Annotated in this window: 11 protein-coding genes, 1 tRNA gene and 1 CRISPR repeat array; of the genes, 4 read left to right on the forward strand and 8 right to left on the reverse strand. The window is 48.2% G+C overall.

Features of this window, described 5'->3' with window-relative positions; translation table 11 throughout:
- Position 1 precedes the first annotated feature (1 nt).
- From rpsD to rplQ, 3 genes are read left to right on the forward strand one after another with little or no spacing between them, the layout of a single operon-like run.
- Entirely contained in the window at positions 2-622 is a 621-nt protein-coding gene (gene rpsD / locus ACTHTQ_RS07525; protein WP_003684796.1) for a 30S ribosomal protein S4, read from the forward strand.
- A 25-nt stretch (positions 623-647) separates the two neighbouring features.
- A complete protein-coding gene (locus tag ACTHTQ_RS07530) occupies positions 648-1,634 on the forward strand; it encodes a DNA-directed RNA polymerase subunit alpha (RefSeq protein ID WP_003684706.1) in 987 nt (328 codons plus the stop codon).
- A gap of 24 nt (positions 1,635-1,658) precedes the next feature.
- The gene (rplQ, locus tag ACTHTQ_RS07535; protein WP_440363556.1) at positions 1,659-2,033 is read left to right on the forward strand and encodes a 50S ribosomal protein L17; all 375 of its coding nucleotides are present in this window, start codon (positions 1,659-1,661) and stop codon (positions 2,031-2,033) included.
- 46 nt (positions 2,034-2,079) lie between these two features.
- Positions 2,080-3,435: direct repeats of the CRISPR family, unit length 36 nt; unit sequence GTTGTAGCTCCCTTTCTCATTTCGCAGTGCTACAAT.
- A 63-nt stretch (positions 3,436-3,498) separates the two neighbouring features.
- Here the strand turns inward: rplQ and cas2 are convergent.
- From cas2 to ACTHTQ_RS07570, 7 genes are all read right to left on the reverse strand, one after another.
- Positions 3,499-3,825 (reverse strand): CRISPR-associated endonuclease Cas2, encoded by a 327-nt coding sequence (gene cas2, locus ACTHTQ_RS07540; protein WP_033912916.1) that lies wholly within the window; start codon positions 3,823-3,825, stop codon positions 3,499-3,501.
- A complete protein-coding gene (gene cas1 / locus ACTHTQ_RS07545) occupies positions 3,818-4,732 on the reverse strand; it encodes a type II CRISPR-associated endonuclease Cas1 (RefSeq protein ID WP_440363557.1) in 915 nt (304 codons plus the stop codon). The genes cas2 and cas1 overlap by 8 nt, the downstream gene beginning before the upstream one ends.
- Before the next feature lie 66 nt (positions 4,733-4,798).
- The gene (cas9, locus tag ACTHTQ_RS07550; RefSeq protein ID WP_440363558.1) at positions 4,799-8,047 is read right to left on the reverse strand and encodes a type II CRISPR RNA-guided endonuclease Cas9; all 3,249 of its coding nucleotides are present in this window, start codon (positions 8,045-8,047) and stop codon (positions 4,799-4,801) included.
- Between the two features lie 269 nt (positions 8,048-8,316).
- The gene (locus ACTHTQ_RS07555; protein WP_440363559.1) at positions 8,317-9,741 is read right to left on the reverse strand and encodes an alanine/glycine:cation symporter family protein; all 1,425 of its coding nucleotides are present in this window, start codon (positions 9,739-9,741) and stop codon (positions 8,317-8,319) included.
- Between the two features lie 262 nt (positions 9,742-10,003).
- Positions 10,004-11,515 carry a lysine--tRNA ligase gene (gene lysS, locus ACTHTQ_RS07560; protein ID WP_440363560.1) on the reverse strand — a complete coding sequence of 504 codons (1,512 nt, stop codon included), beginning with the start codon at positions 11,513-11,515 and terminating at the stop codon, positions 10,004-10,006.
- 179 nt (positions 11,516-11,694) lie between these two features.
- Positions 11,695-13,137 carry an aldehyde dehydrogenase gene (gene aldA / locus ACTHTQ_RS07565; RefSeq protein ID WP_440363561.1) on the reverse strand — a complete coding sequence of 481 codons (1,443 nt, stop codon included), beginning with the start codon at positions 13,135-13,137 and terminating at the stop codon, positions 11,695-11,697.
- A gap of 140 nt (positions 13,138-13,277) precedes the next feature.
- Positions 13,278-13,353: transfer RNA gene (locus tag ACTHTQ_RS07570), tRNA-Lys, on the reverse strand.
- Between the two features lie 182 nt (positions 13,354-13,535).
- Here ACTHTQ_RS07570 and ACTHTQ_RS07575 point away from each other — a divergent pair.
- Complete coding sequence (locus tag ACTHTQ_RS07575) at positions 13,536-13,934, forward strand: Ag473 family lipoprotein (protein WP_070645672.1); 399 nt, start codon at positions 13,536-13,538, stop codon at positions 13,932-13,934.
- 78 nt (positions 13,935-14,012) lie between these two features.
- Here the strand turns inward: ACTHTQ_RS07575 and ACTHTQ_RS07580 are convergent.
- Positions 14,013-14,098, reverse strand: an 86-nt coding sequence (locus ACTHTQ_RS07580) for an IS3 family transposase (RefSeq protein WP_159069413.1), incomplete at its 5' end; no start/stop codon positions are given.

The following is a 14,098-nucleotide window of genomic DNA, read 5'->3' on the forward strand; positions in this document are numbered from 1 at the left end:
CATGGCACGTTATATTGGCCCTAAATGTAAATTAGCACGTCGCGAAGGTACGGATCTGTTTTTGAAGAGTGCACGTCGCTCTTTGGATTCCAAATGTAAAATGGATTCTGCACCTGGTCAACACGGTGCGAAAAAACCACGTTTGTCAGACTACGGTTTGCAATTGCGTGAAAAACAAAAAATCCGTCGTATTTATGGCGTATTAGAGCGTCAATTCCGTCGTTACTTTGCGGAAGCAGATCGTCGTAAAGGCTCTACCGGTGAATTGCTGCTTCAATTGCTGGAGTCTCGTTTGGACAATGTCGTTTACCGTATGGGTTTTGGCTCTACTCGCGCCGAAGCACGTCAATTGGTTTCTCACAAAGCTATCATTGTAAACGGTCAAGTTGTTAATATCCCTTCTTTCCAAGTTAAAGCAGGTGATGTTGTAGCTGTTCGTGAAAAAGCTAAGAAACAAGTACGTATCCAAGAAGCATTGAGCCTGGCTACTCAAATTGGCTTGCCAAGCTGGGTATCTGTTGATGCCGATAAATTGGAAGGCGTATTCAAAAATATGCCGGATCGCTCAGAATTGTCTGGCGATATTAATGAACAGCTGGTGGTAGAGTTCTACTCTAAATAATGCTAGCTCAATGAGGGACAGTTAAATGCAAAATAGCACAACCGAATTTTTGAAACCTCGTCAAATCGATGTAGATACTTTGTCTTCCACTCGGGCCAAGGTGTCTATGCAGCCATTTGAACGTGGTTTTGGTCATACTTTAGGTAATGCTTTGCGTCGTATCTTACTGTCATCCATGAATGGCTTTGCCCCAACTGAAGTAGTTATTTCCGGCGTATTGCACGAATACTCTACTATTGATGGTGTTCAAGAGGATGTTGTCGACGTTCTCTTGAACATTAAAGGTATCGTATTCAAGCTTCACGGTCGTAACCAAGTTCAGTTGACTTTGAAAAAAACAGGTGCCGGTGCTGTTGTAGCCGGTGATATTGATTTGCCACACGATGTGGAAATCATCAATCCTGAACATGTTATTTGCCACTTGGCTGACAATGGCCAAATCGACATGGAAATTAAAGTTGAGCAAGGTCGTGGTTATCAATCTGTTTCAGGCCGTCGCGTATTGCGTGATGAGAACAAACAGATTGGTGCGATTCAGTTGGATGCGAGCTTTTCGCCCATCAGTCGTGTTAGCTTTGAAGTTGAACCTGCACGCGTAGAGCAACGCACGGATTTGGATAAATTGGTTTTGGATATTGAAACCAATGGTTCTATTGATCCAGAAGAAGCTGTACGTAGTGCCGCACGTATCTTAATTGACCAAATGTCTATTTTTGCAGATCTGCAAGGTACTCCGGTTGAAGAGGTTGAAGAAAAAGCGCCTCCTATCGATCCTATCTTGCTGCGTCCTGTAGATGATTTGGAATTAACCGTACGTTCAGCTAATTGTCTGAAAGCTGAAGATATTTACTATATTGGCGATTTGATTCAACGTACTGAAACCGAGCTTCTCAAGACCCCTAATTTGGGTCGTAAATCTTTGAATGAGATCAAAGAAGTGTTGGCCTCTAAAGGTCTGACATTAGGTTCCAAATTAGAAGCTTGGCCGCCTGTAGGCTTAGAAAAGCCGTAAGTTTGAAGATTAAAGGATAATGACATGCGTCATCGTAATGGCAACCGCAAATTAAACCGTACTAGCAGCCACCGTGCTGCGATGCTGCGCAATATGGCGAATTCCTTGTTGACTCACGAAACCATCGTGACAACTTTGCCTAAAGCAAAAGAATTGCGCCGCGTAGTTGAGCCCTTGATTACCTTGGGTAAAAAACCTTCTTTGGCAAACCGTCGTTTGGCTTTTGACCGCACTCGCGATCGTGATGTTGTAGTTAAATTGTTTGACGAATTGGGTCCACGCTTTGCTGCTCGTAACGGCGGCTATGTTCGTGTACTGAAATACGGTTTCCGTAAAGGCGACAATGCTCCTTTGGCATTGGTTGAATTGGTTGATAAAGCAGCTAATTCTGCTGAATAAGCAAATTAATATGAAAGCACTACCTGTTTAGGTGGTGCTTTTTTATTTGGATAGACCCTTTCTCATTTCGCAGTGCTACAATTCAGATTTCATACGGCTGACAGGATCAGGCGTTGTAGCTCCCTTTCTCATTTCGCAGTGCTACAATGCCGGCGCAAATCAGGGATGACCGCGCGAAGTTGTAGCTCCCTTTCTCATTTCGCAGTGCTACAATGAGGGGAAAATACGGCAAGCTGGTGTGTCAGTTGTAGCTCCCTTTCTCATTTCGCAGTGCTACAATTACAACCTTTGAGCAATACGCCCAATTTATGTTGTAGCTCCCTTTCTCATTTCGCAGTGCTACAATGCCAGCGCAAGCAAATCGATATCGTTGGGAGTTGTAGCTCCCTTTCTCATTTCGCAGTGCTACAATCAAAGAGGTTATGGCGCATGAGGCGTTACAGTTGTAGCTCCCTTTCTCATTTCGCAGTGCTACAATATGAGGCCTTGCAAGGCGCAAACGCTACAAGTTGTAGCTCCCTTTCTCATTTCGCAGTGCTACAATCTTTTTTTAATTGCCGCAAAAGAACATCAAGTTGTAGCTCCCTTTCTCATTTCGCAGTGCTACAATCCGGGCAAACTGCTGATCATCGGCGGCGGTGTTGTAGCTCCCTTTCTCATTTCGCAGTGCTACAATGAAGCAGGTATTCGCCAAGGTGTTAGCTTCGTTGTAGCTCCCTTTCTCATTTCGCAGTGCTACAATTTTGACGTCTTGTACGTCGTCGGCAAATGTGTTGTAGCTCCCTTTCTCATTTCGCAGTGCTACAATAATCAGATTATATAAAACGCCACATAATAAGTTGTAGCTCCCTTTCTCATTTCGCAGTGCTACAATTACGGCTATGCAGGCACAAGCAGCGGAAGTGTTGTAGCTCCCTTTCTCATTTCGCAGTGCTACAATTTTGGTTTCCGGCCGCTCGTTATATCCGTGGTTGTAGCTCCCTTTCTCATTTCGCAGTGCTACAATTTGTGATTTCTTTCAGTGGTGTACCTTGGTGTTGTAGCTCCCTTTCTCATTTCGCAGTGCTACAATGCAAACTCTATGCAGGTTTGTAGCGTTGAGGTTGTAGCTCCCTTTCTCATTTCGCAGTGCTACAATCCCTAAACCTGTTATATCCAATTTAGATAAGTTGTAGCTCCCTTTCTCATTTCGCAGTGCTACAATCGTTAACAAATTTACGTTATGTTAACGCGTGTTGTAGCTCCCTTTCTCATTTCGCAGTGCTACAATGACGGGGAAGACGCATATTTGGCATATATGGTTGTAGCTCCCTTTCTCATTTCGCAGTGCTACAATATAAGAGTTCTTATAAATTTCAGTCAAATTGTTGTAGCTCCCTTTCTCATTTCGCAGTGCTACAATACCTCAACGGGAAACCCTTATTCTATAAGGGTTTCCCATTTTATTTGGTCTGAAAAATAGGACTTAAAATAATAATAGTTGGTCTGAATTTACTCTTTTTTCTTGGGTTTTTAGCTCTCCCAACAGTAGCTTCATGGTGGCATATTGCTTTTCTGTTACTTCCAAACAGCGAATTGACCCTTCTTGCGGTAGGTTTGCACATAGCCTATTGTGGTGTTTTTGCAACGAATCGCGGCCTTTGACAATACGACTGTATACGGAAAGCTGGAGCATTTGGTATCCATCTTTTAATAGAAACTGGCGGAATTGATTGGCGGCTTTGCGTTTTGCTGCAGTGGTAACCGGTAGGTCGAAGAAGACAATAATCCTCATAAATTTGGCCTCACTCATATTGGTATTCTTTCAATGGCAAGATTTCAGGCAGTTTCAGCTGTTTGGCGTTTTTATTGGTTACGCTGGCTTGAAATGAGGAAATCATTTGGTCTATGGCAGCCAAGGTGCTGAAATGTTGCTGTTCGACGCAGATTTGACAGTGAAGGGTCTTGATAAGGTTTTGTTTTATATTGGGTGTCAGATCAGTTTTCAGACGGCCTTGTTCATACAAATGTATAATGACCAGGTCAGCCAATGGGCGTAAGGGTTCGATAAAGTCATCGGCGAGGTTGAATGGATTTAGTTCGCTTCTATGAAACAAGCCTAATGCAGGCAACCAGCCATATAAGGTCAGGGTGCGTGCAACTGCTGCACGGAGTACGGCGTAGGTGTAGTTCAATGCGGCATTGACGGCATTGTTGTCACTGCGAGTAAACTTTTCTCCAAAGAGGGCTTGGAAGTAGAGGGCGGCAGCTTGGGCTTCACGGTTTCCTGTATCGCCTGAACGGACTTCAGATGACAAAGTGCGCAGCCGTTTGGCAGCAAGATCATTGCCTGTTTCGTCTGCGACAAATGCTTGATTCAGGATTTTTTGGCGGACGATATGTTGCCAGATTTGCTTTTTTAAGGGTTCGCTTATGTTCAGTTGCAGCTTGAGGATTTTAAGTTGGCGGTGATATTGGGCATAAGGCAGCCATTGTCCGCAGGGGAGGAACTGCTCGTCGCAGGTCAGCAGGGTTGTGCCATATTCGGCTAAGGCTGATAAGAGCGGGGCGGTAATCAGGGTTTCGCGGTTTTCAATGATGATAACGGCGATGTCCTCTAATGGTACGGTGTGGGACTCGCCGTTTTGTTGAATCAGTAGTTGCCGGCGTTGCAAGGATAGTTTGCCGCCATTTTGAATAAGCAGGCTGCGCCAAGTCATGTTTTTCCCCTTATTTTGATATAAAAAATCCCTGCTTCAGGCCGTCTGAAACAGGGATAGATTAATTTATCGGACAGGTGGGCGTTTTTTCAGACGGCATGGTCTGATTTCTTTGCCGAGTTCGTCGATTTGGTATTTTTGGAATGAAAGGGCGGTTTTGACACCAACACTTTGGAAAATGCCGTTTTTCCCTTTGGTGCTATCTGTGTCATGTACACGGATATCAATCGCTCCTGTGGCTCTATTTAGACTAACAAAGTAACCAAAGAATACGTTTTTCTTGGCAGTTACTTTTATTAAATCATTCGAATAAAGTACAAATTTAAATCTGAAGTTTTCATCTATTACAGTCCAGTCCTCTTCATCTGCATAAGCTACAACAGCCCTATCCGGCAAAATCCCTTTTGCGACCTGCCAACTGTAAATCGGGACCAGATAATACTTGCCGCCTTTCTCAAACACATCTACGCGCACCATGGTTGCGTTGTCGGCAATGCCGTTGTGGTTGCGCACCCATACGCCGGTTTTCTGTACTTGCTCTACGCGTACGGCTTTTACCTGTTGGGTGCGGTTGCCTGCTTTATCGTATTTGTAAAACGGCTCGGCAAAGGCTTTGGCAGGATCGTCTTTATGTGCTTTCAAACGTGCTTTCAGTCCTTCGTATAGCTTATGTTCGCGCTCCCGATTGACCATTTTTTCCAAGTCTTTCAGTTTTAATTGTGTCAGCGGTACGCGCAACACGCTGATGCCTTCGTCCAGTCGTTTGGCGGATTTGACGGTCTCCATATGGCCTTGCCCGCTCATCTTCCGATTGGGCGCGCGAGAAACAAACAGTGGCGTAACGTATTCGTGCACGGCTTCGGGGCGAGAAGATAATTTTTCTGCGAGCAGGGTACGCAGTTTTTCGGGGGTATCCGCTTCTTCAAATTCGGATTTGCCGTCCGGTTTGCCGAAGACGCGAATCATGACTTCTTGTGCGAAAAATTCCCAAGGTTGCGGGAAGTGTGTTTTTTGATGCAGCACTTCTCCTGTTTCTTTATCTATGGTTTTGCCGTCAAACGCGTTCATCTCTTTATAGCGTACAAAACGGGTAATTTTCTGCTGCATGGCAACGGTCGAGCAGGCAACGACGACGGCGTCCAAGGCGTGATGGCGGTCGTTTTCCGCACGCACTTTGCGCAATCCCCAAAAGCCGCGCAACAGATTGGTAATTTGTCCGTTGGATGCAAAGACACGTCTTTTCCCTTTACCTGTCAGCAGCATATGGTCGGCAACGAATTGGCACAGGAAACGGTTGACGTAGCGCGTATCGTTCAGATTGCGTTCTTTAAAGCCATCTTCATCGAATTTTTGCAGCAGAATCCGTTGTTTTTTACTGCGTGGGAAACGGCTGGTTTCGACACGCGCTTTAAATTCCTGCCATTCGCGGTTGTTGTCTTTGCCGTTGAAGTATTCGTAAGGGGTTTGGTTGCCTTTGTTCTGGTTTTCGCTGCCCAATACCAGCACTTTATTGTTGAAACTGTCGTCCCATGTGCGCGAGAACGGCAGGGCATGGTCGATTTCGACATAGCCTTTTTCGTTCAGACGGCCTAAGCTGATTTCTTTGCCCGAATACAGGCATTTGCCGTGTTGTTGCTCGTACAGGCGCAGTTTCAGAATATCTTTGGATTTGGGTTCGCCGACAAAATTGGGGAAATACTCTCGGAATTTGGCGGCTGCTTTTTCCCGGTCTTTACGGTTTTCTTCTTGGCGTTTTTCGATTTCTTTGCGGTCTTTAAACGATTTTCCTACTTCCCTTGCCGTTTCAATATGGATACGCGCAGGGGAGCCGTAACGCCGAACCACGCCGTTAATGACTTTTCTGGCTTGAGATAAGGCGCGCAAGACGACTGGGTTGTGGATTTCGTCGGCAGGGATGGGCGGCAGATAAATCTTTTCTTCCGTATTTTTCTTGCCGTAATGGTCCCCGTAGATTTCGGCGCAGGCTTCATCGTAACGTTTGCCTTGCTCCATTAGAGGCACAATTCGGCGCAACGCTTTCAAGGAAACTTGGACGAACTTGTCGAAGTTGATGTGTTTTAACAGCGCTTCTAATATTTCGGGCTGTACACGGTCTTTCAGACGGCCTGTAATGTCTTCATCGGTTTTGAACAGGGAGAATGCCGTGCCGATTTCGTCTTGTAATTCGGGAGAAAGGTTTAATGGGGATTTTTTGTCTTTCAATCCTTCTTTTTCCAGCGCACGGCTGATGGCATGGTAGGCCTTCATTTCCATCAATGTTGAGGCTTCGGTATTGTCTTTACCATAGCGCAAACCTTTGAAAAAGGCGGTATCGTCTAGATCCAAAAGTTTACGGGCTTGTGCGTAAGTCAGTTTGGATTTTCTGTATGGCTCGTCCATAAGCGTGGCGCGTTCGGTATCGGTCAATGGCCGCTCGCTGCCTTGCTCTAAAATACGCAGGTTGTTTAGCTTGGTCAGCCAGATGAAACGTTCGGCGGTATAGGTGTTTTTAGCGGCTTTCGGCTCTGTCGGCTCAAAGGTGCAATACCCCAACATTTTTTGAACAGCATCGCCAGACAGGGCAGGGCGTTGCGCCATCAGCAGGGTTTCAATACCTTCTTTAAGGCCGTCTGAAATATGCGGATTGCCAAATTCTTTTTGTTTTTCAAACAGCAAAACTAGCTCTGCCTGCAAATCTTTGCGGCTGAACGTATGCGAATAATCGCCGCGCTGGTTGCGGATATGGCCGCTTTCTTTCTCAAATTTATTTAAAGCCAATTCAGCCGGTGTGCGGAAATCGCCTGTCTGTAAGGCATGGGCATTGTCGGCTACGCCTTTAAGCAAAGCACCAAGCTCCTTGTCGGCAGTTTCGCCTTCATTTTTCCGTTGCGACAAATAGCCGCGGTGTTTGATTAAATGCAACAAGACTGCCGACCACTCTAAAGGCGTCAGTTTGCGGTCTAATGCGGCTATACGAAGTTGCCATGGTGTATTCGGTAAGGATTTAATCAAGCCGTTTTCATCAAAATCGGCAGCCTGTAATACGCCCTCGCGTTTCAATAGGCGACGGGCCCGAAGCAGGCGGTGGGCACGACGGCGGGTCAGGCGGCGGACGCTGCGTGCCAAGCGTCTTGCCGCTGCGAGAGAGTCGCCTGTTTTCAGTACTTCGGCACGTTCAAATACGCGCACGCCCAAATCAATCAGGCGGATGGGGTTTTCTTCTTCGTCAATTTCTACCATCGCCCAGCCGACGGATGCGATGCCGATATCGAGGCCGATGATGTAGTTGATTGAATTGGGTTTGAATGCAGCCATCAGTTTCTCCGTAATATGATGTTTAGTAAGTATAAATATATCCTAGGTAAGTATTACCATGCAAATGAAATGCTTGACTGGGTGCCGATTTGGAATTAGAATTTGGACATATTGTTGCACTGCGAAATGAGAAACGTTGCTACAATAAGGCCGTCTGAAAAGATGTGCCGCAACGCTCTGCCCCTTAAGGCTTCCGCTTTAAGGGGCATCGTTTTGTCTAAATGGCAGGGATTAAAAAGGCCGTCTGAAATTTCAGACGGCCTTTGGTGTTACCAGATATCGGATTTGATTTTGCGTTTCAAGCCAGGGTGTTCGGAGAGTTTGAACTCTGGGGCTTTGCCCATTTTCAGCTTGGCTGTGTAGTCTTTCAACAGCAGGAAGGCGAGTGGGGACAGGAGCAGGATGGCGACGAGGTTAATCCATGCCATGATGCCCATTGCCATGTCTGCCATATCCCATACCAAGGGTACGTTGGCAACTGCGCCGAAGTAGACCCATGCCAAAACCAGCATACGGAAAACGGCGGTAACCAGCCAATGGCTCTTGATGAATTGGACGTTGGACTCGGCATAGGCATAGTTACCGATAACGGTTGAAAAGGCAAACATAAACAGGATGACGGCAAGGAAGCCCGCGCCCCATTCGCCTACCTGGCTGACGATTGCCGCTTGGGTCAGCGCCGCACCGCTCAGGTCGCCGTAAGGCTGTTGATAGGTCAAGACGATAAAGGCGGTGCATGAGCAGACGATGATGGTATCGACGAAAACGCCCAGCATTTGAATCATGCCTTGGGAGACGGGGTGTTTCACTTCGGCTGCGGCTGCGGCGTTCGGCGCGGAACCCATACCCGCCTCATTGGAATACAGACCGCGTTTGATACCCTGCATCATGGTGGTCGAAATCAGACCGCCGAGGAAACCGCCTGCAGCCGAATCGAAGTTGAACGCGTTGGAGAAAATCTGACCGAACACGTCAGGAATCAGGGAAATATTGGTAGCAATGATGAAGAGTGCTATGACGAGATATAAAACTGCCATCAGCGGAACGATGATTTCCGCGGCTTTGGATACGCGGCGGATACCGCCGAAGATAATCGGGGCAGTCAGAATGACCAGGGCGACGCCGACATAGTGTTGATCCCAGCCCCATGCCGCTTTGGTGGTATCGGCGATGGTATTGGTCTGTACAGCTTCAAATACAAAGCCGAAACAGAAAATCAGGCTCAGGGCGAACAAAACGCCCAGCCATTTTTGTCCCAGGCCTTGAGTGATGTAGTAGGCAGGGCCGCCGCGGAAGTGGTGGTTGTCGTAGTCCCGGACTTTAAAGAGTTGGGCCAGTGAAGATTCGACAAACGCCGAACTCATGCCGATTAAGGCGGTTACCCACATCCAGAACACTGCGCCCGGTCCGCCGAGTTTGATGGCAATCGCCACGCCGGCGATGTTGCCCACGCCTACGCGGCTGGCCAAGCCGGTAACGAATGCTTGGAACGGTGTGATTCCGTGCGGATCATTACCTTGTTTGCGACCGCCCAGCATTTCTTTGATACTGCGGCCGAAGAGGCGGAATTGTACAAAACCGGTGGTAACGGTAAAAAAGAGGCCTGCGCCTAAAAGCATATATACCAACCCCGACCACATTGGATCGTTGATGGCGTTTACCCAGCCGTGAAGCTGTTCAAAAAATTGATCCATACAAACCTTTCAGAATTTCTGCATTTTCAGACGGCCTGTGTGTGGAGGCTGTCTGTAACTGGATGTATTCTAGCAGACTGTCAACAAACTGAAAAACGTTTACATATTCTTTTTTATATTATCTTTTTGATTATCATGTAATTTTATTATTATGGTGTAAAGAATCTATCGATTTTAATTTTTCCGTTTTACATATTTGAACAAAAAGGCCGTCTGAAAACAGAGTCTTGTTTTCAGACGGCCTCGATTTTATTTCAATGTATTATTCGGGACGCATTTGCGGGAACAGAATCACGTCGCGGATGGTTTGAGAATCAGTCAGCAGCATTACCAGGCGGTCGATGCCGATGCCGCAACCGCCTGTCGGCGGCAGACCGAATTCCATCGCGCGGATGTAGTCGGCATCGTAGTGCATGGCTTCGTCGTCGCCCGCGTCTTTTTGCGCCACTTGCGATTTGAAGCGTTCGGCTTGGTCTTCGGGGTCGTTCAACTCGGAATAGCCGTTTGCCAGCTCACGACCGACAACGAACAATTCGAAACGTTCAGTCAGACCTTGTTTCGTATCCGAAGCGCGTGCCAACGGGGAAACTTCGACCGGGTAATCGACGATGAAGGTCGGGTTCCACAGTTTACCCTCGGCGCAACCTTCAAACAGGGCAAGTTGCAGGCTGCCGATGCCGGGAGACGGCGGCAGGCTTTCGCCGTGTTTGACGATTTCTTTTTTCAGCCATTCTTCATCGTTCAACTGCTCATCGGTATAGTGCGGATTGTATTTCTTGATGGCACCGAGAATGGTCAGGCGTTCAAACGGGCTTTCCAAATCGACTTCTTTGCCGTTGTAGTTGATTTTTGCCGTGCCGTTTACCGCGCGGGAAGCGTTGCGGATGATGTCTTCCGCCATTTGCATCATGCGTTCGTAGTCGGAGAAGGCTTCGTAGAATTCAATCATGGTGAATTCAGGGTTGTGGCGTACGGACATACCCTCGTTACGGAAGCTGCGGTTGATTTCAAACACGCGTTCCAAACCGCCGACAACCAAGCGTTTCAGATACAGCTCAGGCGCGATGCGCAGGTAGAGCGGAATGTCCAAGGCATTGTGGTGGGTAACGAATGGTTTTGCTGTCGCGCCGCCGGGAATTGGGTGCATCATCGGGGTTTCGACTTCGAGATAATGCTCGTTGACCATGAAATTGCGCACGGATTGGATGATTTGGCTGCGTTTGATGAAGGTATTGCGCGATTCTTCGTTGGCAATCAAATCGACGTAGCGTTGACGGTATTTGGTTTCCTGATCGCTCAAGCCTTTATGTTTGTCGGGCAGCGGGCGCAAGGATTTGGACAGCAGGCGGATGTCGGACACGCGCACGGTCAATTCGCCGTGGTTGGTTTTGAACAAAGTACCTTCCGCGCCGACGATGTCGCCCAAGTCCCAATGGTTGAAATCATCCAAAACTTCCTGACTCACGCCTTTGTTGTTCAGATAAAGCTGGATTTGGCCGGTTACGTCTTGAATGGTGGCGAAGCTGGCTTTGCCCATTTGGCGTTTGAGCATCATGCGGCCGGCAATTTTGACGGGAACGGCTTGCGGGTCGAGTTCTTCTTTGCCGATTTCGCCGTATTGGGCGTGCAAATCGGCGGCAAAGCTGTCACGCTTGAAGTCGTTGGGATAGGCAATGCGCCGTTGGCGGATGTCGTGTAGTTTTTCGCGGCGCAGGGCGATAATTTGGTTTTCGTCCAACTGCGGCTCGGTTTGCGGATTGTTTTGTTCGCTCATGGTGTTTTCCGGGAAAATGAGTCAGGCTGCTGATATTTTCAGACGGCCTGAATAAAGTGAAAAATTGGCTCTATTTTACGCGATGTCGGTGTTTTTTTCTATAAAGGCAGAAAGGCCGTCTGAAACCTGAAAAATCGGTTTCAGACGGCCTTTTGTTTCATGAAGGGCAGTATCGGCAGTTAGATATCGGTTTCCAAATAAACGACTTGGGTTTGCAGATATTCTTCCAAACCGTGTTTGCCGTCCGCGCCGCCGATGCCGGATTTTTTCCAACCGGCGTGGAAGCCCTGCATGGCTTCGAAGTTTTCGCGGTTGATGTAGGTTTCGCCGAATTGCAGGCGGCGGGTGACGTAGAAGGCTTCGTTCAGGTTGGTGGTGTAAACGGAGCTGGTCAGACCAAATTCGCAGTCGTTTGCCAAGGCGATGACTTGGTCGAGCGTGTCGAAAGTGGAAACGGGCAGGACGGGGCCGAAGGTTTCTTCCTTCATGATGTCCATGTTGTTGTCGGTGTCGGTCAGCAGGGTCGGCTCGAAGAAATAGCCGCGTCCTTCGGCGCGTTTGCCGCCGCAAACCAGCGTCGCACCTTGTTTGACGGCGCGTTCCACTTTTTCGGCAACGGCTTTGACGGCGCGCTCTTCAATCAGAGGGCCCATTTCCAGCGCGCCTGCTTCGGCTTCGGCAGGGTTGCCGTAGCGCACGCCTTTCATGGCGGCGGTCATTTTTTCAATGAACGCGTCTTTCAGGCTGCTGTGGACATAGACGCGCTCGGCGCAGTTGCAGATTTGACCGGTGTTGCCGACGCGCGAAGCCAAGATGGATTTCACTGCCAAGTCCAAATCCGCGTCTTTCAAAACGATGGCGGGGGCTTTGCCGCCGAGTTCCAGCGAAACTTTGGTGATGTTGGCGGAAGCGGCTTCCATCACTTGGCGGCCCGCTTCGACGGAGCCGGTCAGGCTGACCATATCGACTTGCGGATGGGCGGACAAGGCATTGCCGATTTCCGCGCCGGGACCGTTCACCACGTTGAACACGCCTGCGGGCAGTCCGACCGCATCGACGATTTCGGCGAAGATGTGGCAGTTGATCGGGGTCACGCTGCTGGGTTTGACGACGATGGTGTTGCCCGTTACCAAAGCGGGACCCATTTTGCGGGCAATCAGGAAGAAGGGGAAGTTCCACGGCAGGATGCCTGCCACGACGCCCAGCGGGCGTTTGAACAATAAAATGTTTTCGCGCGGGCGGTCGCTTTGGATGATTTCGCCTTCGTAACGGCGCGCCCATTCGGCTTGGTAATCGAGATAGTCGGCGGTGAACATGACTTCCACGCGCGCCAAGTCTTTGGTTTTACCGCCTTCGGCAACGATGGTGTCGGTCAGCTCGTCAGCGCGTTCGCGTATGCCTTGGGCGATTTTGCGCAAATACGCGCCGCGTTCGACCGCAGGCAGCCGCTCCCATGCCGGTTGCGCCGCACGCGCCGCCGCTACGGCGCGGTCAACGTCAGCTTTGCCGCCTTTGGGTTCGCGGGCGATGGTTTCTTCGGTGGAAGGGTTCAATACGTCGCGCCATTCACCGTTGAAATCGTTTTCAAAGCGTCCGTTGATGTACATGGCCAATTGTTTCATTTCAAGTTCTCCTGTCGTTGTAGTTGTGTGTAGTCAGTGTATGCTTAAATTGTCTGGCATACAAGTATATTTGTAGGAGAAGTAGATTATTACGGAGAACATGAAAAAAACCTGCTTTTTTCAAAGCAGGTTTTCATATTTGGTGGGTCGTGAGCGATTCGAACGCTCGACCAACGGATTAAAAGTCCGCTGCTCTACCGACTGAGCTAACGACCCGATAAGCTGTTCATTATAGGTAGCTTGTTTTTTTTCGTCAACTGTTTTTTTGAAATTTTTTTCAAAAAACGTAAACCGGCTGTTATTTGGCGTTAATTCTCCCTTTTTTGAGCATTTATTATGTTATGATTTTTTGGTCTGTCAGTTTTGACAGATATTTTTTAGACCAAAGGATATACAACATGAAAAAATTATTGATTGCTGCAATGATGGTAGCCGGCTTGGCGGCGTGTACACAAGAAGCGAAAAAAGAAACCCAAGAGGCGGCTTCTGCTGTTGCTTCCGATGTAAACGCTGCGGCTGAAAATGCAGCTTCTGCTGTTGATGCTGCTGCTTCTGAAGCCAAAGGTGCGGCTGAGCAAGCTGTTTCTGATGTTAAAGACGCTGCTGCAGATGCTAAAGCAACTGCAGATAAAGCAGTTTCTGACGCTAAAGATGCTGCCGGTAAAGCGGTTGAAGAAGCTAAAGAAGCGGTTTCTGATGCTAAAGATGCTGCCAAAGACGCAGCTAAAGACGCTATGGGTAAAGCAGCCGATGCGACTCAAGAAGCTGCCGATAAATTGAAAGACGCTGCTAAATAAGCTGGTGTTTGATATTTGAAAAGGCCGTCTGAAAACATTGAACTGGCCCCCAAATCTTGGACACTCATAAAAGCCTATTCAGGCGCTCTGTGCAAGCTGGGTTCTGTATGCGACAGGACTCAGCTTTTTCAATTTCAAACTGCAACGCTCCCGGTTGTAGTAAT

It is taken from the genome of Neisseria sp. P0020.S003, from assembly GCF_051957095.1.
In the GTDB taxonomy this organism is placed as follows: domain Bacteria; phylum Pseudomonadota; class Gammaproteobacteria; order Burkholderiales; family Neisseriaceae; genus Neisseria; species Neisseria subflava.